A 20,028-nucleotide genomic window follows, 5' to 3' on the forward strand; every position below is an offset into this window, starting at 1 on the left:
TGTTTCGGTGCGGATAACAATCCTAGTAGCAGAACTGGTTGTTGGCAGTCATGCAGACGGTGGCGATCCGTTTCCGTTCCACGTAGTCGGCCCGTGGGACGCTTACGTCGTCCGGACAGGCGCCAGGGCCATTGCGATTGCAGGCGACCGACTGGATCGTGTAGATATGCTTGACGGTCGCTTCCGGCTCACCGTTGGCCCCGGCGTGTTCGCCTTCGCGAAAGATGCGGTAGGAGCAGGTGACCCTGACCCGGAAACCGGTGTCGTTGACGAAATCGCCGAGGTCGGTGATGGTGCCCGGCTGCGTGCAACGGCTGCCGAGGTCCTGGTAAACCCATTCGATGCCGCCGCGCGCGGCCAGGCCGGCGCGGGCGCCGAGCAGGGCCTGGTTGACGGTGGTTTGCTGGGTATTGGTCAGCTGCAGCAGGGCCACCGCGATCCCGGCGACCACCACCAGGAACACGATCGCCGCGATATAGGCGAAGCCGGATTGTGGGCGCGGTTGGCTCATGGCACGTTGTCCACGTGGGCGCCGATGGTGAGCGGGACCGACTCTCCCTTGTCGCTCAGGGTCAGCTGCAGCTGGATGAAGCCGCTTTCCTGGGTCGCGCCCTGGTTGGGGGAATAGATGAAGGCGCAATGCGATACCTTGTCGGCCACCAGCGCGGCGCCGGCCGGCGCTGCGGCCGGGCAGGTCGGGTCGGGATGGAAGGCCGCGTCGGCGAGGCGATACAGCTTGCCCGCGCCGGTGCTGGTGTCGGTGTTCATCTGCGCGCCCAGGCACAGGTAGGTGACGACTTTTTCGTCCTTCGGCACGACCACGAAACGTCCGCCATCGTAGCCCGGCGGGACCCGGATGGGGGCATCGAGGGTGATGCTGGAGACACCGGTGGCGGCGTTCGTGGGGGCGCCCGATGCATTGACGATGCCGACGTTCACCGGCTTGTAGACGTCGTCCGTGTTCTGGTTGCCGATCACGATGGCGTCGCCCGGCACGGGCGCATTGACGGAGCCGGTCAGCACGTCGAAGCGGTTGCTGGTTTCGGTATCGTCGAGGAAGTCGCCGGGCGCGTTATTGTTTTGGGTATCGGGACCCATGCGATAGCGGCCGCCATCCTTGGTCGGCACCAGTTCCATGCACGTGGACGACCCGAGCCGCAGCGAATTGGGCACCGCGCTGCGCACCTCGCCGACGATCTTGCGCAGGGCAGTGTCGGCCTGGTTGGTCAGCGCCGCGCGCTGCCCGACCAGCAGATAGCTGCGGATCGCCGGCAGCAGCTGCAGGACCAGCACGCCGCCGATGACGCCGATCAGGACGATGACGACGATCAGCTCGACCAGCGAGAAGCCGCGCGCAGGCAGGCGCTTCATGGTGTTGTTGGCTGCCATGGCCTGGTCCTCCATCCGGTGAGCTGTAATTGCTGGCCGCCGCGTTCCGTCACCACCACCTGGATCCGCCGGCCATCGGCGGTATCGGCGATGTTCGTCATCGTTGTCGGTGTGACGCTGACCGCGACGTCGTAGCGGTCCAGGCCCGCGACTGCGCTGCCGTCCACGGCCACGATGCCGCCGGCGGTCGCATACCCGTTGTAGTGTTCGATCTCGGTATAGGCGGCACGGTCTGCGGGCTGTGCAGCGTTGCCGCCGTCCGTCATATAGGGCTTGAGCATGACCTCTTCCATCATCGTCTCGGCGATCGCCAGCATCTGCTGGGTGATCAGCGGGTCGGCGCTGGCGACGTTGGCGCGGTTGTAGACCGCGACCAGGCCGGCCAGCGCCGTGCCCACGATCACGATGGCGATGATCAGCTCGACCAGGGTCATCCCGGCCATGCGCTTAATTGACAAGGCCGGTCCTCCCATCGACGTGGATCGTGCGCCGTACGCCACTGGAATCGCTGACCGTGATGTCGAAGCCCGCGAGCGGTGCATCGCCGGCCTTGGCGGCGACGGTGCCGTCGGGACGGAAGAACAGGGCGGGCTGCGGGTTGTTCATGCTGACCTTGTCATCCTGGCTGTCGAACGTGCCGTCCCCGGCGCCGTCGAGCTGCAGTTCGCAACCGGCCGTGCCGGCAGCCGTGCTGATGCGCAGTTCGACGCGTCGTTCAAAGGTCGTCACGCACACGATGCGGCGCTTGGCCACCGCGCTCTTCTGCGCCGTGCGCAATGCGCTGGCCACCTGGTCGCCGAAGACGACGGCATTGATGCTGTTCTCGCCCATCAGCCGCGGGATGCCGATCGCGGCCAGCACGCCGATCAGCACCATCACCGTGATCAGTTCGACCATCGTGAAGCCGTCCTGCCGCCACGCCGATGGCATCAATTGAACACCTCGCGCACGTGGATGATGCGCCGGCTTTCTGGGGCAAAGATACCGAAGGTGGCGCGTCCCGACGGATCGACGCAGCCCGCGGTCGATTGCAGCCAGGGCAGGCCGGCGCCGCTGGTAGCGGGAACCGGCGTGACCTTCAGGCAGGACTGGTCTTGCGCGGTGCCAGCGCCGAGATTGAAGGCGATGTCGATCCAGCCCGCCGCGCTGCCGGTTACCTGCAGGTCGGCCTTGCCGCCGCTGAGCTGGACGTTGCCGGGAACGCGGATCTCGGGCTTGACGCCATTGCCGTTGGTGTCGGCAAAAGCGGTTTGCGCGATGGCGCCAGTGGGGACGAGGGAGAAGCCGTCGCGGTCGTTGAGCACCCAGCTTTGGCCGGTCCAGTATTCTGCCGTGACCGGCAGCACGAGGGGGGCGCCGACGCGGCCGAAGCGGCTGGCGATGCGCAGGCGCCCGCTGCGAATCTCCGGACGCGCTTTTTCGGGAGCCAGGCCGGCATATGCCGGGTCGTCCGCCGACTTGATCACATGGCCGGCCGGCAGGGCGCCGGCGGCGGCCTTATTCTCCACGCGCAGGCGGATCTGCGTGGGGGCGGTACGCGCATTCGTGAACTGGAAGGTCGCCTGGGGCGACTTCGTGGAAGCCGTCGGCTTGGCGACACCCTTGTCGAAGTCGCTGGCGGCGAGCGTCCCAGCCAGGGCGCCGAGGCCGGCCTTGAGCGGCGCGCCGTCGACGCCGACGGCGCTCAACGAAAACGCGTGATCCAACCCATATGCGGACGGATAATTGGTGGTCGGCTCGCCTTTCGCGTTCATGGCGGTGATCTTGAGCGGTATGGGCTCGCGCGAATAGTAATAGGTGAGGTCCTTGCCATCCTTGCTCAGGATGCGGGTCGTGTCGTTCAGCTCGACCTGGAAATACATCGGCACGAAGGGACCGACCTTGGGCGTGCAGGGTGCGTTGCTGCCGGTGGCGCTGGTCGTCGTCTCGCCGCTACCAAGGAATTTCTGCAAATCTGCCTGCAGATTGATCCAACCGGCTTCGGGGAAATTGAGCGCGACCTTCGCCTCGCCACCGGTGAACTCGGTGTCGACAGACGACATGACACCGCTGCCTGTGTGACAGCTCATGCTGACCTTGGTCAGGGTCGCATTGGGGGTAGCGGGATAGCCGGCCTTGTTGAAGTTGGGTGTCGTGGCGCCGTTTGCGTTACGTGCGGTGAGCTTCGCCTCGAAGTCCAGGCCAGCGCGCAAGGGGCTCGGCGTGACGATGTCGAAATGGTCCGGTGCGACCGTGAACTTGCCGGCGCCGCTGATCTCATCGGTCTTGGCGCTCAGCGTCACCTGGCCGGCGTCGGTGTAGGTCAGGTCGATCGCCGCTTTGGCGAAGTCGTCGAAAGTGGTGTCCCACAGGACCAGCTTATAGGCTGAGCACATCAGTTCAACAGGATTGGCGCGATTCGTTTTCGTGCGGGCGAGCATGACCGGCAGGTCGCCGCTTGTCGGCTCACTATGGCTGCAGGTGTACTGGACCTGCTTGCTGACATTGACGAAGGCCGGTTTGCATTGGGAGCCGTCCGACCTGAGCGCCTGCAGTTCGGCCGTCACCCAGTTGCCGGCCTTGTGGTTCGGCACGGTAATCCGGAAACCGACGTCGCCCGTGAAGTTGACGTCGCAGTTGGACGATTTGCTCTTCGTGTTGTAACACTTGAACTGCGTGGCCGCGCCGTCGAGCGTCAGCGACAGCTTGTTGACGCCCTTGCGGGCGCTCGATACCTGGACCGTGCCGGAACCGGTAAAGCTGGCGCTGGCCCCGCCCGGCTGCATGATCACCTTGGTGGAAGTGGCGAGCTTCTGGCTGCAGTTGTCATTGGCGCATGCGCTGACCGTGACGTTTTTGGTGGAGCAGGTAGCGACGTCGTTGCCGTCGTGTTCGATGAGGAAGTGGCTGAACGCGCCCCCTACGGGTTTTGGACTCTCGCAGCGCGGCCCATTGATGGTATTGACCGGATAATCGCTCTGGTTGTCGACGCAGTCGCAATATCCCGGCCGCGTGCCCTTCTTGCAGAAGATTTTCTCGCTCACGCGACCATGCCAGTACAGGGTCGCGAAGTCCACGGCCGCATTGCCGTTGACAATCGCGTCCGAAGCTTCCAGCTTGAGCTGGCCGGTATCGACGTCGCCGTTGATGCGCACGGCGTGGCCCATGGTGAGGTATTTGGACGCCGTGACATTGCCGGTGACGACGCTGCTGGACGCATACATGTCGATCTCGGGTGAGGTGATGTCGCCGTTGACCGTGCTGCCCGAGGCCAGCGTAAAGCGGCTGGTGGCGACGATATTGCCCTTCAGGGTGACCGGCGAACCGGTGGAGACAATGGTGCCGCTGATCGTGCCATCGATGTTCGCATGCGATCCGATGGTGATCGGCCCTTTCGAGGTCACCGTGCCGACGATGGTCGACGGCGAATTGAGCGTGATCGACGTCGTGCCGCTAATCGGTCCGCGGATCGTCGAATGCGAGCCGACCGTCAGGACGTCGCTGGCCTTCACCGCGCCGGTGATCGTGACCGAAGCGTCGAGAGTGATGGAAGTACCGGTGACATCCGAGCCCACGCTGCTGCTGGAGCCGATCGTTACCCGCCCCGCTGAGGTCAGGCTGCCGCCGATCTTGACCGACGAGTCGGCGGTGATGGATGCGCCGGTGACTCCTGCACCGACGCTGCTGCTCGAGCCGATCGACACCGCCCCCGTCGCGTTCAGGCTACCACTGATCTTGACCGACGAACCGGTGGTGACCTGGGTGCCGCTGACCGAGCCGTTGACGATGGCGCTGGTGGCGATCGATACCGCGCCTTTCGACACCATATTGCCGGTGATCTGGAAACCCGCTTCGCCGCCGAGCGTCATGGAGCCGGCCGTCACATTTGCGGTCACGCGGATCGGCCTGGTCAAGGTGAACTCGCCGGCCGCGTCGAACGAACCGCCGGAAATGCTGATTTTTGCCGGGTTGATTCCGTTCAGGTTGATGGAACCGTCACTGGTCATGCGCGCAGTGCCGGACATCGACAAGCCATAGTCCCAGCCCGGACTGACCGTGGATTTGACATGGACGCTGTAGCCGTCGACGATCGCCATTGAATCGTCCCAAGCGGATGACGGCAGGTTGCCGCAGGTGTACGCCTTGCCGTCGAGTTGGCAACCGCGGACTTTGCCGCCATCGAAGGTATATATCTGTCCAGCCAGCGCCGGTGCCGGTAGCAGGCACAGGACACACAGCAGCCACCCCCATAGGCGCAGTGCCGGAAGCGAAATTGCCTTAAGGGTAAATGGTAAGTGCACGGAGAACCTTGACGCTATGCGTAATGGCCGAAAGTGTGCACCGGATTGCCGCCAGGCGACAATAAGTTTTTCACTTCGGCAACGATCCAAGTGGATTTCGTCCCAATAATGCGTTCCCCCGACAACGGTGTGTGACTATCATGGAAACAGACTTACAATAGTTTCCACCTTACTAACGCTTGCGGACACCATGGCCCATATCCAACCTGCCGGCTGGCGCGAGATGGCCGTCACCGGCGCCGCCGCGCGCGAGATCGAAACCCTGGCTTACCTCGACGAGCGCCTGGCCGACACCCCCTATGTCATCTACCACGGCGTGCACTGGACCAATGTCGAGCAGGGTTACTCGGTGTATGGCGACGTCGACTTCATCGTGCTCGCCCCGAACGGCCGCATCCTGGTCATCGAGCAGGTCGCCGGCTTCCTGAACGAGACCCCGGAAGGCCTGGTCAAGAACTACCAGGGCAAGCCGCGCAAGATCCGCAGCCAGATCCTGGCGACCATCGAGGGGCTGACCAAGCGCTACCACGGCACGCTGTCGGTCGACTATCTGCTGTACTGCCCCGACTACATCGTGCGCGACCAGCAGCTGGCCGGGATCGACCCCGACCACATCATCGACGCCACCAACAAGCCCAAGCTGGCGCGCGTGATCCGCGAGTCGCTGCCGGTAACGGACCGCACCGACGACTTCGACAAGGTCACGCGCTTTTTGGGCGACACGCTGAACCTGCGGCCCGACCCCAGCGCCATGATCGGCAACGCGGTAAACATGGTGACGCGGCTGTCGGGCGGCCTGGCGACCTGGGCCCGGCGGCTGGAATTTTCTCCGTTCCGCCTGCACGTGATCGGCACCGCCGGCAGCGGCAAGACCCAGCTGGCGCTGGCCGAATACACGGCCGCGCTCGACGCCGGCCTGCGTCCGCTCTATGTCTGCTTTAACCGGCCGCTGGCCGACCACATCGAACGCCTGGTGCCGGCCGGCGGACGGGTGGCCACCTTCCACATGCTGTCCGACGCCTGGCTGCGCGCTCAGGACGTCACGCCCGACTACGGCGCGGCCGACGTCTGGGACCGGATCGAATACTCGATGACGGACGCCGAGCTGCCCGAGACCTGGCAGTTCGACGTGGTGATCGTCGACGAGGGCCAGGATTTCTCGGTGGCCTGGCGCGACATCGTGCTGCGCATGCTCAAGCCGGGCGGGCGCGCGATCTGGATGGAAGACCCGGACCAGAACCTGTACGGCCGCGCGATGGTGCCGCTGCCGGGCTGGGTGACCCTGCATTCGCACACCAATTACCGCAGCCCGCGCCAGATCGTCGACATGCTGACCAAGATCGGCGCCGCGCGCCAGCCGGTGGAGGCGGGCAGCCCGTTCAAGGGCGCCGACATCGAGGAGATGATCTATCCGGAGGGAGATGAGGAAGCGATGCTGGCGCAGACCCGGCGCGCCGTGACTTCCTGCCTGGCGGCCGGCTTCGGGCGCCAGGACATCGCGATCTGCGCGTTTCGCGGGCGGGAGAAGTCGGCGATCCTGAAGCTCGACCGCCTGAGCGATGCGCACACGCTGCGCTCGTTCACCGGCGCCTATGATCTGTTCGGCAACCCGGTGTTCCGCGAAGGGGGATTGCTGGCGGAGTCGGTGTACCGCTTCAAGGGACAGTCGGCGCCGGCGCTGATCTTCACCGAGATCGATTTCGAGGAGCTGGACGAGCGCGCGCTGCGCAAACTTTTCGTGGGCATGACGCGTGCGCGCCTGAAACTGGTGCTGGTGATGAGCGAGCGCGCCTCGCTGCAGATGCTCGACCGGATGAGCGGGACTGGGGCCGCGGCGTGAAGCGCGCGCCGCCCGGTGCGCGTCGGCGTATAGTCGGTGTACCCGGCCACATCGGCGGGGCACAGGAGGCAGCATGCGCGAAGCGACCCCGGGCACCACGTTCCACGGCTTGCCCTTGACCCCTGAACAGCATAGCGAGATCCAGCACTACATCCACCGGCGGCAGCGCGCCGGCAAGGAGTGGGACACGCCGGAACTGCAGGCCATGCTAGCCGACATGCTCGATCCGCCTGAGGCAGTTGCCGCTTCCCAGGTCGACGACGATGCGTCGACCGCCGCCGAACGCATGATGGCCGACCGCGACGACGGCGACGAGCCGATGCCGCATTAATACGGTGGACAATATTAATTTGTGCGCCGCACAAACAATGCTGTTATACTCGACTTCTCGATCAGGCCACGCCCGGTCGAAAGTCCTCCGATCCGTGACCGCGCCTGTGCAGTGCGCGACTTTCCGGAGGACGTATTTTCGGTATGTCAGTCAGCCTGTACAGCGGACGCACCACGCAGATAGCGCGGGCGTCCATAGCTCCGGCACCACGCAGATAGCATGGGCGGGAGCGGCGATAAATCGGTAATGCTTTGAAACGAAGCCCGCAGGATGCGGGCTTTTTTTTCATCCCTCTCTCCTGGCGCTGCATGCCGGGCCCAACGCTTCCCCGCATCGACGACGCCTGGCTCCCGCCGGCGCCGCACACCTGAGGAGAACCCGCATGGCAAAAGAAGAACTGATCGAAATGAACGGCCTCGTGTCGGAAGTGCTGCCCGAACTGCGTTTCCGCGTCGAGCTGGAAAACGGCCACAAGATGATCGCCTATACGGCCGGCCGCATGAAGAAGAATCACATCCGCATCCTGATGGGCGACCGTGTCACGCTCGAGCTGTCGCCCTACGACCTGACCAAGGGCCGCATCGTGTTCCGCCATCTCGAGTCGCGCGGACCGGCCGGCCCGCGCCGCGCGCCGCAGCGCCGCCGCTGATCGAGCGCCGGCGGCAGGGCGCCCCGCGCCCCATTGTGGGCGTCAGGCCGCGAGCGCGGCCGAACCCTCTCCGCTTGCAGCCATATGGCGGTTCACCGCCGACAACACCGACTTGAACGACGCCGTCACGATATTGCTGTCGATGCCCACGCCGAACAATGTCGGACCATTCCCCACGCGCAGTTCGACGTAGCAGGCCGCGCGCGCATCGGCGCCCGAGCCGATCGCGTGCTCGTGGTAGTCCATCAGGCGAATCTCCAGGCCCAGCGCATTGACGAAGGCGTCGATCGGACCGTTGCCGGTGCCGGCGAAGGCTTGCTGTGCATGGTGGCGCGCCACGTTCACGTCCAGCTGCACCTCATGCTCGCTGTCCTCGACCATGCGGTGCGAGATGTAGTGATACGGCTCGTCCTGCTCCAGGTATTCGCGCGCGAACAGCGCATGCAGGTCGCCGGCGTTGATCTCGCGGCCGCTCTCGTCGGCTACGCGCTGAACGGCGCGCGAGAACTCGATCTGCAGGCGACGTGGCAGCTGCAGGCCGTATTCCTGTTCCAGCAGGTAGGCCATGCCGCCCTTGCCCGACTGGCTGTTGACGCGGATGACGGCGTCGTAGCTGCGGCCCAGGTCGGCCGGGTCGATCGGCAGGTACGGCACTTCCCAGATCGCGTCGGGCTGCTGCTTGGCGAAGCCCTTCTTGATCGCATCCTGGTGCGAGCCCGAGAAGGCGGTGAACACCAGGTCGCCCGCATATGGATGGCGCGGATGCACCGGCAGCTGGTTGCAGTCCTCGACCAGCTGGCGCACGGCGTCGATGTCCGAGAAGTCGAGGCCAGGATTGACGCCCTGCGTGTACAGGTTCATCGCCAGGGTGACCAGGTCGACATTGCCGGTACGCTCGCCGTTGCCGAACAGGCAGCCCTCGACGCGGTCGGCGCCGGCCATCACCGCCAGCTCGGCGGCGGCAACGGCGGTGCCGCGGTCATTGTGCGGGTGGACGCTGATGACCAGGGACTCGCGGTTGTTCAGGTGGCGGCACATCCATTCGATCTGGTCGGCGTAGACGTTCGGCGTCGCCGCTTCCACCGTCGACGGCAGGTTGACGATCATCTTGTTATCCGGCGTCGGCTGCCATACGGCGCTGACCGCGTCGGTGATCTGCTTCGAGAAATCGAGTTCGGTGGTCGAGAACGATTCCGGCGAATACTCCAGGCCCCATTGGGTCTGCGGATGCTGGGCCACCAGTTCCTTGATCAGCTGGACGCCCTTGACCGCGATCTGCACGATCTCGTCGCGCTCCATGCCGAACACCACGCGGCGGAACACCGGCGCCACCGAGTTGTAGACGTGGACGATGGCGCGCTTGGCGCCGACCGCCGATTCCACCGTGCGGCGGATCAGCTCATCGCGCGACTGGGTCAGCACGATGATGGTGACGTCATCCGGAATGTGCTTGTCTTCCACCAGCATGCGCACGAAATCGAAATCGGTCTGCGAGGCGGACGGGAAGCCGACCTCGATCTCCTTGATGCCGATCTTGACCAGCATCTTGAAGAAGCGCAGCTTTTTCTCCACGCTCATCGGCTCGATCAATGCCTGGTTACCGTCGCGCAGGTCGGTGCTCATCCAGATCGGCGGCGTGGTGATGCTGCGGCTCGGCCACTGGCGGTCGGCCAAGGGGACGGCGGGGAAGGGACGGTATTTGGTGGCGGGGTTGTTCAGCATGATCGGGGCTCCTGATGGGGTGGTCACTGGGCGACCTTGTGGGTCTGAGAGGTGGCGACAGGCTGCCGGGCGGGCCACGAAAACGCTAGGCCCGGCAACCGATCGGTAGCTTTAGCAGCGCACGAGTCGGTGCGCGCAAGCCGGCCGCCAGGACGAACCCGGTGAGGAAAATCGATGGTGCGAAAAATGGCGTGGTAGACATCGGTGCGAATCCTACTGCTGTTGGGGCCGGCGGAGCCGGGACGTACGGCGGAGAGTTACGCGCGTAGTAGCAGGGCAGCCAGCGATAGCGCGCCGGCGGCTGGTAGGGTGGTCGACAGATGCAGGGTGAAAGACATAATTTCGACTTTAAGGAACTCTTGGCCGTATGTCAAGCGGGCAATTGGCAATTGTGGGAAAGAAAGTACGGGAAATTCGTTGCGACGCTAGGGCGGATTGCTCGGCGAAAGTGTTACTTCAGCGCCGTGGCGGCGGAGTGGCGATGCAGTTTATGCAGCTACCATGGCTGGGAAAGCGGTCGATAGCTTGCTGCGTGGTAGCATCGAATACGGACCTTTCTGGAGAGATTCATGACCCGCCGTTCCGTGACCGACACTGCCCGACTTCGCCTCAAGCTGTGCGGCGCCGCCGCCCTGATGCTGCTGTGCTCCGCCTGCGGCGACGGCATCCCGAAGGGCCAGGACGACGAAGACGGCGGTGAACCGCCGCCAGCGCCGGCGGCCGCGCTGTCGATCGTGGCGGGCGATCCGACGATCGAAGGCACGATGGATGGCACCGGTACGGCCGCGCGCTTCAAATCGCCGCGAGGCATTGCGATCGATGCCGATGACAATCTGTATGTCGCGGACACCGGCAACTTCGTCATTCGCAAGATCACGCCGGCAGGCGTGGTCACGACGGTGGCCGGGGCGGCCGGCACCAGCGGCTTTGTCGATGGTGACACGGGCAATGCCCGCTTCGGCAATCCGGTGGCCGTGGCGGTGAACCGGCGCGGGACCATTTATGTTGCCGATAATCTGCGCATCCGGAGCATTACCTCAGCTGGACGCGTCAGCACGACGGCCACGATTCCGATCGGGAGCAATGTCGCCGCGGGCCGGATGGCTTCCGTGATGCCTGGCGCGATCGCGGTCGATGCCAGCGACAACCTGTTCATCACCAATAGCTACAGTACGCGCAGGATTGCAGGGGACAATACGCTGATGCTGGAAGGCCAATCCGTCGTCAACAACCTGACCGGTGTGAGCCTGTTCGAGCCGCGCGGCGTGGCGGTGGACAACAACAATAACCTGTTCGTGTTCGACCTGGACCGCGAGATCAGCCGCTGGAACCCGAACGGCGTGATCGGCGTTAACAACATGATTTTCCTGGCCGGCGCGGCGAATGCACGGGGGTCAATCAACGGCATCGGCACCGCCGCGCGCTTCGAGCAGGTGGTGGCGCTGACGGTCGACCCGCGCGGCAATGTGTATGCGGCCGATGCGATCAACAACCTGGTACGCAGGATCACGCCGGAAGGCGTGGTCACGACCGTGGCGGGAACGACACGGTCGACGACCCTGCGCACCGGCGACCTGCCGGGCAGCCTGGCTGACGTGCGCGGCATCGTCACGGACGGCAAAGGCAATCTGTATGTCACGTCCGGCAATGCGGTGGTCAAGATCAGGCTGCCGTAGGCGCTGACCCGCATCTTCGGATGATCGTGCAAGCTTCCCGGATGATCGAGCTACCGTGCGCCAGCGCGTGCGCTGCACACTAGCCGGAAGCGGAAGAGCCGGGGATGGCCTTCCCATTCAACGATCATCAAGGAGTGCGATATGGAATTCTCTCGATCGGGTTCGGGTGCTTCGTCACGCTGGGTGGCTGCCTGGGTGTTGATGGCTGCGCTGGTGTGGTCCGCGTCTTCGGCGCGCGCCGACAGCGGCTCGGCGCAAGCGCAGGCCAACAAGGAAGCGGTTAATAAAGCATTCGCTGCCTGGGCCGCCGGCGGGAAGACCTTCTTCGACGACATGCTGGCGCCGAATGTGGTCTGGACCATCAAGGGCAGCAGCCCGACCGCGCGCGTTCTTCGCGGCAAGCAGGAATTGATCGACGGCGCGGTCACGCCGCTGTCGACCCGCCTGCAACGCCAGATCCGGCCCACGATCCGCAACCTGTGGGCCGATGGGGATCACGTCATCATCGAGTGGGATGGCGAAGCGGTGGCGAAGGATGGCAAGCCATACCGCAACAGCTATCTGTGGATCTTCCGCATGCAGGGCGGCCGCGCGACCGAGGTGACGGCCTATCTCGATCTGGCGCCGTATGACGATGTGTTGCGGCGGGTGCCGGCCTCGCAGTAATCAGGCTGGCATCACGACAGCCTGCTTCCCATACTCGATCATGCGCCCGCCATGTTCGCGCTGCCAGGCCGCGGCGGTCGGCTGGTCCGCAAACCAGATCTGCTCATGGTCGCCAAACGCGCCGAGATCGAGCCGGAAGCGGTCCAGCACTTCCGGCGGACGGCGGTCGATATCGCGCTTGCACGCATCCCAGGTCGCGTAGCCCAGCTCTGCGGCCAGCGTGCGGAACATGTGCTTGAGCTGCAGCGTCGTGCGTGCGTGGTAGAGCTGCGTGACGCGCGCGTCTGCTGTCGTTCCAGCCGCGTGCACGCGACGCAAGATCGGCAAGGCTTTGCTTGGCTGGTCCGAGTGGGCGCTGCGCAGCATGCCGCGGGCGTAGCGGCGCAGGAAATCGGTATTGGTGTCTGGAGGGGTGTTTCGGTGGAGGCGCATGCCAAGTCCTTTTCACATGGTATTGGCCGCTCTCGCTACGGCATCTGTGAATGAACAGGGATCGAACTCCTGGAAAACGGTCACGTCATGGACGTTGGCAGGTGCGCTGGCTTTCGCGAGAGTGGGCGTCCTGCACAGCCCGGAGCGGATGGTAGCACGAGTTTTATGTCTTGTTGTCGCTGTGTTGCAAACATGCCATGGCAAAAAAGGCGTAACTGGTGGCTGGTGCCGTTTGGTACCATCCCGAAATGAACGTTACCTCTACTCACCTGACCGCGACAGCGCGTATCCGCTACCGCCAGAATCTGGCGCTGACGCTGCTGGTCGTCACCGGCGTCATCAATTATCTGGACCGCGCCACGCTGGCCGTCGCCAATGAATTCATCCGCGCCGACCTTGGCCTCTCGCTCGGCGAGATGGGCTTGCTGCTGTCGGCCTTCTCGTGGAGTTATGCGCTGTGCCAGCTGCCGGTTGGCGCCCTGGTCGACAAGATCGGACCGCGCTGGCTCCTCGGTGCGGGACTGGTGATCTGGTCGCTGGCCCAGGCTGCAGGTGGACTCGTCTCCACCTTCGGCTGGTTCGTGCTGGCGCGCGTCGTGCTGGGCATCGGCGAAGCGCCGCAATTCCCGGCCGCGGCGCGGGTGGTGAGCAACTGGTTCCCCTTGCGTGCGCGCGGCACGCCGACCGGCATCTATAACTCGGCATCGCCGCTGGGGTTCGCACTGGCGCCGTTGTGCCTGTCGCCGCTGATCGCCGCGACCAGCTGGCACTGGGCCTTCTTCATCACGGGCGCGCTGGGCATCGTCGCAGCCATCGTCTGGGTCATGCTGTATCGCGACCCGGTGCGCGAAGAGTTGACCGACGCCGAGCGGGCCTACCTGGATGAAGGTCAGACCCTGGAGGCCGCGCCGGAGACGGGCTTCGCGTCCTGGAGTGCGCTGTTCCGCCAGCGCGCCACCTGGGGCATGCTGCTCGGCTTCTTCGGTTCGGTCTATCTGAACTGGGTTTTCCTCACCTGGCTGCCGGGGTATCTGCGCACTGAACGTCATATGGACGTGGCCTATGTCGGTGTGGCGGCGACGATTCCCTTCCTGTGCGGCTTCCTGGGCGCGCTGTCGGCCGGCTGGGCGTCGGACCAGATCACACGCCGTGCGAAATCGGTCGTCACCGGGCGGCGTACGGCGGTGGTGCTGTCGATGCTGGGGATGGTGGCGTTCACGATTCCTGCCGCGCTGGTCGAGAGCAATACCGCGGCAATTGCCTGCATCTCGGTCGTGATCTTCCTGGCCAACGCGGCGTCGGCCTGTTCGTGGTCGCTGGTGACGGCGGTGGCGCCGCGCAGCCGTATCGCTTCGCTTGGGGCGATTCAGAATTTTGGCGGCTTTATCGGCGGCGCGCTGGCGCCGATCTTTACCGGCTATATCGCACAGGGCTGGTCGTTCGTGCCGGCCTTGCTGACGGGCGCCGGCATTGCCTTCCTTGGTGCGATGTCTTATCAGTTCCTGGTGGTTCGCCCGATACCCGAGCAGGATTGAGCAGCAATAAAAAACGGCCTCACGAAGAGGCCGTTTTGACTTGAAGCGCAATACGCTCAGACGTCGATATTGCCAGCGCGCAGAGCATTAGTCTCGATGAAGTTACGACGCGGCTCGACTTCATCCCCCATCAGCGTCGTAAAGATCTGATCCGCCGCAATAGCATCCTCGATCTGCACCTTCAACAAACGACGCACGGTCGGATCCATCGTGGTCTCCCACAGCTGCTCCGGATTCATCTCGCCCAGACCCTTGTAGCGCTGCTTGTTCACGCCACGCTCCGCCTCTTCACGCAGCCACTCCATCGCCGCGTGGAAGTCGCGCACAGCAAACTCCTTCATGCGCTCGCCTTCACCGCGGCGCACGATCGCGCCTTCGCCCATCAGGCCCTGGAAGGTGGCGGCCGAATCGGCCAGCACGGTGTAGTCGGCGCCCGCCACGAAGTCGGCGTCGATCGCGGTCACCTGCACGTTGCCGTGGTAGATGCGTTCGATGCGCAGGCCGTGCTTCTCGGACAGCTCGTCGGATTTCACCTTGACCTTCACCACCGGATCGTTGATCGCCGCTTCCATCGCCTTGGCCGACGCTTCCGCGCCTTCCAGCGTGGTCAGGTCCAGCGTCACGCCACCGCTGACGATCGCCGTCAGCGCAGCGCGATCGATCACGCGCGCCAGGCGCATCATGATGGCGTTGGCCAGGTTGTACTTGCGCGCCAGCTCGGCCAGCGCCTCGCCGGTCACCGCGTCGGCGCCTTCGCGCGGAATCAGCGAAGCGGTGTTCAGCGCCACGGTCATCATGTAGCTGGCTTCTTCGACGTCATCCTTCAGATAACGCTCGTCGCGGCCGGCCTTGACCTTGTACAGCGGCGGTTGCGCGATATAGATGTGGCCACGTTCCACCAACTGCGGCATCTGGCGGTAGAACAGCGTCAGCAGCAGGGTACGGATGTGGGCGCCGTCGACGTCCGCGTCGGTCATGATGATGATGCGGTGATAGCGCAGCTTGTCGACGTTGAACTCGTCCGGGCCGATCGAGGTGCCGAGGGTCGCGATCAGGGTCGTGATCTGTTCCGACGACAGCATCTTCTCGAAGCGCGCCTTTTCCACGTTCAGCACCTTGCCGCGCAGCGGCAGGATCGCCTGGAATTTACGGTCGCGGCCCTGCTTGGCCGAACCACCTGCCGAGTCACCCTCGACGATGTACAGCTCGGCCAGCGCCGGGTCGCGTTCCTGGCAGTCAGCCAGCTTCGACGACAGGCCCAGGCCGTCCATCACGCCCTTGCGGCGGGTCAGGTCGCGCGCCTTGCGCGCCGCTTCGCGGGCGCGGGCGGCTTCGACGATCTTGCCGCAGATGATCTTGGCGTCGTTCGGCTTTTCCATCAGGAAGTCCGTGAGCGTCTTGGCGACGATTTCCTCGACCGGGCCGCGCACCTCCGACGACACCAGTTTATCCTTGGTCTGCGACGAGAATTTCGGCTCGGGCACTTTCACGGACAGCACGCAGGTCAGGCCTTCGCGCATATCGTCGCCCGAGATCTCGACCTTGGCCTTCTTGGCGAAGTCGTTCTCGTCGATGTACTTGTTGATCACGCGCGTCATCGCCGCGCGCAGGCCGGTCAGGTGGGTGCCGCCGTCGCGCTGCGGGATGTTGTTGGTGAAGCACAGCACCTGCTCGTTGAACGAATCGTTCCACTGCATCGAGACGTCCACCGAGATATTCGTGCCCTGGTCCGACATGCGGTCGCCGGTCGCCTGGAACACGCTCGGGTGCAGGACGCTCTTCGACTTGTTGATGTACTCGACGAAGCCACGGGTGCCGCCTTCGAAGGCGAACAGCTCTTCCTTGCCGGTGCGCTGGTCGGAGAGCTTGATGCTGACGCCATTGTTCAGGAACGACAGTTCGCGGATACGCTTGGACAGGATCTCGTAGTGGAACTCCACCAGCGTGAAGATTTCTTCGTCAGCCCAGAAATGCACCTCGGTGCCGCGCTTGTCGGTCTCGCCGATCACCTTCATCGGGGACACTTCCACGCCATCGACCACTTCGATCAGGCGATCCACCGGCACGCCGCGGGTAAATTCCAGCTGGTGCACCTTGCCGTTCTGGCGCACGGTCACGCGCAGCAGCTTCGACAGTGCGTTCACGCAGGACACGCCGACGCCGTGCAGGCCGCCCGACACCTTATAGGAGTTCTGGTTGAACTTGCCGCCGGCGTGCAGCTCGGTCAGGGCGATCTCGGTCGCCGAGCGCTTCGGCTCGTGCTTGTCGTCCATCTTGACGCCGGTCGGGATGCCGCGGCCGTTGTCGGTGATCGAAATCGAGTTGTCGGAGTGGATCGTGACGTGGATCTCGGTGCAATAGCCGGCCAGCGCTTCGTCGATCGAGTTGTCGAGGACCTCGAACACCAGGTGGTGCAGGCCGGTGCCGTCCGAAGTGTCGCCGATATACATGCCCGGACGCTTGCGCACCGCTTCCAAACCCTCCAGGATCTGGATCGAGGACGCGCCGTATTCATCCGCCTGTGGGGCGGGCTTTTCTGCTGGGATATTCTCGGACATGGACTGCTTTCTATAAGACTATCTAGTTCAGGCAAATGCATGCGGGCCGCCGGAGCGGCCCGCGCGACGCGTCAGATGCGCATCGGCATGACGACGTACTTGAAGTCGCCATTGTCGGGAATCGAGATCAGGGCCGACGAATTCGAGTCGCCCAGGGCGATGTTCACCTGGTCGCACTTCAGGTTGTTCAGCACGTCGAGCAGGTAGGTGACGTTGAAGCCGATGTCGATCGAATCGCCGCCGTAGTCGATCTCGAGTTCTTCGACCGCTTCTTCCTGGTCGGCATTGGTCGAGCTGATCTTCATGACGCCCGGCTCGACGATGCAGCGCACGCCCTTGAACTTGTCGCTGGTCATGATCGCGGCGCGCTGCAGCGAACGCAGCAGTTCATCGCGGCTGATCGTGAAGTCGTTCTTGTAACCCTTGGGGATCACGCGGGTGTAGTCAGGGAATTTGCCTTCGACCAGTTTCGAGACCAGCTCGATGTCGGCGAAGGTCAGTTTCACCTGCGAGGCCGCGATGTCCAGGCGCACGGTTTCGTCGCTTTCTTCCAGCAGGCGCTGCAGCTCGATGATGGTCTTGCGCGGGATGATCACTTCCTGGCGCTCGAACTGCTGCTCGGTCTCCACCTGGCAGAACGCCAGGCGGTGGCCGTCCGTTGCCACGGCAATGATGTTGCTGCCGTCGAGCACCAGCAGCAGGCCGTTCAGGTAGTAACGGATGTCCTGCTGGGCCATCGAGAAGTACACCATATTGAACAGGTGCTTCAGCGTTTTTTGCGGCAGGGTCACCGAAGCGTTGTAGCTGTCGGCCACCGAAACGGTCGGGAATTCCTCGGCCGCCAGGGTTTGCAGCGCGAAGCGCGACTTGCCGCTCTGGACCGCCAGGCGCTTGTTCTGCAGGGTCATCGTGACGTCGCCCGATTCCGGCAGCGCGCGCAGGATGTCGAGCAGTTTACGCGCGGCCACCGTGGTGCCGGTCACGTCGTCGCCCGAACCGATATTGGCGTGCGTGGTGATCTGCACTTCGGTGTCGGTCGACAGGAAGGACACGCTCTCGCCGTTCTTGCGAATGAGGATATTGGCCAGAATCGGCATAGTGTGCCGACGCTCGACAATACCGCTCACGATCTGCAGTGGCCGGAGAAGCGTATCTCGGGTGGATTTGACCAATTGCATAGTTATCCTCAGTTTTGTTTGTTGAATGTATTACTAAAGCGATATTGTGCCATTGCCTGAGGCAAACACAAAAATTCCGCTCAAGGGCAGGAAATCAACCCTTGAGCGTCTGTTCCAGCACGTGCAGCTCGTGGTTGCACTCTGGATTTTTCTGGCGGTCGCCGGCGATCTTGCGCACCGCGTGCAACACGGTCGTGTGGTCGCGGCCGCCGAACAATTCGCCGATTTCCGGCAGACTCTTTTGCGTGAGTTCTTTTGCCAGGTACATGGCGATCTGGCGCGGACGGGCGATGTTCGCCGGCCGGCGCTTCGAGTACATGTCCGCGACCTTGATGTTGAAGAAGTCGGCCACCGTCTTCTGGATGTTTTCCACAGAAATTTGACGGTTCTGCACCGACAGCAGATCCTTCAGTGCTTCCTTGACGACATCGATGGTGATGTCTTTGCCGTGGAAGCGCGAATAGGCCAGGATCTTGCGCAGCGCGCCTTCGAGCTCTCGCACGTTGGAGCGCAGGTGCTTGGCCACGAAGAAGGCGACGTCGTCCGACAGGGTGACGTCTTCGGACTGTGCTTTTTTCAAGAGAATCGCCACGCGCATCTCGAGCTCGGGCGGCTCGATCGCCACCGTCAGGCCGGAGTCGAAGCGCGAGATCAGGCGGTCGTCCATGCCCGTGATCTCTTTTGGATACGTATCCGAAGTGATGATGATCTGCTTCTTGGCCGCGATCAGCGCCTCGAACGCATAGAAGAACTCTTCCTGCGTGCGGCTCTTGCCACCGAAGAATTGAATATCATCGATGAGCAGCATATCGAGCGAATGATAGTAATGCTTGAAATCGTCGAAGCCCTTGCGCTGATAGGCGGTGACGACGTCGCGCACGTACTGCTCGGCGTGGATGTAGCGGATGCGCGCGTTCGGCTGGTCGGCCATGACCTGGTTGCCGATCGCATGGATCAAGTGGGTCTTACCGAGGCCGACGCCGCCGTAGAAGAACAGCGGGTTGTACGACACGCCCGGGTTGTTGGCGACCTGGATCGCGGCGGCGCGCGCCAGCTGGTTGGCCTTACCGGTCACGAAGCTATCAAAAGTAAGCTCGGTGTTGATCCGGCTTTGCTCGCGCTTGGGCGAGTTGGCGATGTTCAGGTTCTGGGTCGGGCTCGGGCTGGCGGACGGGCTCGGGTTGTCGGCGCCAGGCGCAGGGCGCGGCGCGTTGAAGTCGACCGTGGCCGAGTTGCCGGATGCGCCCGTGTCTGCCGGCTTGCGGGCAGGATTGTTCTTAGGGTCGAGCACGAACTGCACCTCGACCGGCGCTTCCCAGTACTGGGCCGCCAGTTCGGTGATGCGAGTAGCGAACTGCGTCTTGACCCAGTCGAGCTTGAAGCGGTTGGGCGCAGCGATGCGCAGCTTGCCGTCTTCATAGTCGAGGGCCACCAGCGGTTTGATCCACGCGCTGAATTGCTGCGGCGTGAGCTCGAGCTCAAGCTGCGCGGATGCTGACTGCCAAAAATTTTCCATACTTCGCTTTTGATTCGTAACACGCTATTTTACCTGTCTCGGCCGAAGTTATCCACAGGCGCTGCACATATTTTCCACCGAAATGGCGAGCCGGGTCGACCTCTTGCCAAGCTGGAAAGCCCACTGGATGGCGGTTGGCGAAACAACAGCTGCCTTGACATGAAGGTGCGAAGTAGAGTCTAATTCAGGGTTCCCCGTCCGTGCGCCATGCCAGGCTGTGATTTTTCAGCGGCTGGTGGTTGGGCGACGAAAGACT

General features: G+C 63.6%; 16 protein-coding genes. 6 read left to right on the forward strand and 10 right to left on the reverse strand.

What is annotated here, in order from left to right; translation table 11 throughout:
• Nucleotides 1-22: 22 nt before the first annotated feature.
• The 5 genes from J3U95_RS15515 to J3U95_RS15535 are packed head-to-tail and all read right to left on the reverse strand — an operon-like array spanning nt 23 to nt 5,465.
• Nucleotides 23-511, reverse strand: coding sequence for an MSHA biogenesis protein MshP (locus J3U95_RS15515; RefSeq protein WP_208279483.1), 489 nt, complete (start codon nt 509-511; stop codon nt 23-25).
• Nucleotides 508-1,389 carry a prepilin-type N-terminal cleavage/methylation domain-containing protein gene (locus J3U95_RS15520; protein WP_208279485.1) on the reverse strand — a complete coding sequence of 294 codons (882 nt, stop codon included), beginning with the start codon at nt 1,387-1,389 and terminating at the stop codon, nt 508-510. Before J3U95_RS15520 ends, J3U95_RS15515 begins: the two co-directional genes overlap by 4 nt.
• Complete coding sequence (locus J3U95_RS15525; protein WP_208279487.1) at nt 1,368-1,847, reverse strand: type II secretion system protein; 480 nt, start codon at nt 1,845-1,847, stop codon at nt 1,368-1,370. Before J3U95_RS15525 ends, J3U95_RS15520 begins: the two co-directional genes overlap by 22 nt.
• Nucleotides 1,837-2,319 carry a GspH/FimT family pseudopilin gene (locus J3U95_RS15530; protein ID WP_208279489.1) on the reverse strand — a complete coding sequence of 161 codons (483 nt, stop codon included), beginning with the start codon at nt 2,317-2,319 and terminating at the stop codon, nt 1,837-1,839. The genes J3U95_RS15525 and J3U95_RS15530 overlap by 11 nt, the downstream gene beginning before the upstream one ends.
• The gene (locus J3U95_RS15535) at nt 2,319-5,465 is read right to left on the reverse strand and encodes a polymer-forming cytoskeletal protein (protein ID WP_208279491.1); all 3,147 of its coding nucleotides are present in this window, start codon (nt 5,463-5,465) and stop codon (nt 2,319-2,321) included. Before J3U95_RS15535 ends, J3U95_RS15530 begins: the two co-directional genes overlap by 1 nt.
• Before the next feature lie 394 nt (nt 5,466-5,859).
• On the opposite strand from J3U95_RS15535, the gene J3U95_RS15540 reads away from it, so the two are divergent.
• The 3 genes from J3U95_RS15540 (at nt 5,860) to infA (ending at nt 8,489) form a co-directional block, all read left to right on the forward strand.
• Entirely contained in the window at nt 5,860-7,509 is a 1,650-nt protein-coding gene (locus J3U95_RS15540) for an ATP-binding domain-containing protein (protein ID WP_208279493.1), read from the forward strand.
• Nucleotides 7,510-7,582: 73 nt separating this feature from the next.
• Nucleotides 7,583-7,840, forward strand: a complete 258-nt coding sequence (locus J3U95_RS15545; protein ID WP_208279495.1) for a hypothetical protein — start codon at nt 7,583-7,585, stop codon at nt 7,838-7,840.
• A gap of 382 nt (nt 7,841-8,222) precedes the next feature.
• Entirely contained in the window at nt 8,223-8,489 is a 267-nt protein-coding gene (gene infA, locus J3U95_RS15550; RefSeq protein WP_005664553.1) for a translation initiation factor IF-1, read from the forward strand.
• 42 nt (nt 8,490-8,531) lie between these two features.
• On the opposite strand, the gene leuA is transcribed toward infA, so the two are convergent.
• Nucleotides 8,532-10,214 carry a 2-isopropylmalate synthase gene (gene leuA, locus J3U95_RS15555; protein WP_208279565.1) on the reverse strand — a complete coding sequence of 561 codons (1,683 nt, stop codon included), beginning with the start codon at nt 10,212-10,214 and terminating at the stop codon, nt 8,532-8,534.
• A 566-nt stretch (nt 10,215-10,780) separates the two neighbouring features.
• Here leuA and J3U95_RS15560 point away from each other — a divergent pair.
• The gene (locus tag J3U95_RS15560) at nt 10,781-11,887 is read left to right on the forward strand and encodes an NHL repeat-containing protein (protein WP_208279497.1); all 1,107 of its coding nucleotides are present in this window, start codon (nt 10,781-10,783) and stop codon (nt 11,885-11,887) included.
• A 141-nt stretch (nt 11,888-12,028) separates the two neighbouring features.
• Nucleotides 12,029-12,553, forward strand: a complete 525-nt coding sequence (locus J3U95_RS15565) for a nuclear transport factor 2 family protein (RefSeq protein ID WP_208279499.1) — start codon at nt 12,029-12,031, stop codon at nt 12,551-12,553.
• Here the strand turns inward: J3U95_RS15565 and J3U95_RS15570 are convergent, their stop codons facing one another.
• The gene (locus J3U95_RS15570; protein ID WP_208279501.1) at nt 12,554-12,985 is read right to left on the reverse strand and encodes a hypothetical protein; all 432 of its coding nucleotides are present in this window, start codon (nt 12,983-12,985) and stop codon (nt 12,554-12,556) included.
• Nucleotides 12,986-13,233: 248 nt separating this feature from the next.
• Here J3U95_RS15570 and J3U95_RS15575 point away from each other — a divergent pair, with 248 nt between their 5' ends.
• The gene (locus J3U95_RS15575; protein WP_208279503.1) at nt 13,234-14,520 is read left to right on the forward strand and encodes an MFS transporter; all 1,287 of its coding nucleotides are present in this window, start codon (nt 13,234-13,236) and stop codon (nt 14,518-14,520) included.
• A 56-nt stretch (nt 14,521-14,576) separates the two neighbouring features.
• Here J3U95_RS15575 and gyrB read toward each other — a convergent pair whose 3' ends face one another.
• The 3 genes from gyrB to dnaA form a co-directional block, all read right to left on the reverse strand.
• Nucleotides 14,577-17,078 carry a DNA topoisomerase (ATP-hydrolyzing) subunit B gene (gene gyrB, locus J3U95_RS15580; RefSeq protein ID WP_208279505.1) on the reverse strand — a complete coding sequence of 834 codons (2,502 nt, stop codon included), beginning with the start codon at nt 17,076-17,078 and terminating at the stop codon, nt 14,577-14,579.
• A gap of 71 nt (nt 17,079-17,149) precedes the next feature.
• Nucleotides 17,150-18,256 carry a DNA polymerase III subunit beta gene (gene dnaN / locus J3U95_RS15585; protein ID WP_208279507.1) on the reverse strand — a complete coding sequence of 369 codons (1,107 nt, stop codon included), beginning with the start codon at nt 18,254-18,256 and terminating at the stop codon, nt 17,150-17,152.
• Between the two features lie 94 nt (nt 18,257-18,350).
• Nucleotides 18,351-19,772, reverse strand: coding sequence for a chromosomal replication initiator protein DnaA (dnaA, locus tag J3U95_RS15590; protein WP_208279509.1), 1,422 nt, complete (start codon nt 19,770-19,772; stop codon nt 18,351-18,353).
• Nucleotides 19,773-20,028 lie beyond the last annotated feature (256 nt).

This window comes from Massilia oculi (assembly GCF_017582745.1).
Lineage (GTDB): Bacteria > Pseudomonadota > Gammaproteobacteria > Burkholderiales > Burkholderiaceae_D > Telluria > Telluria oculi_A.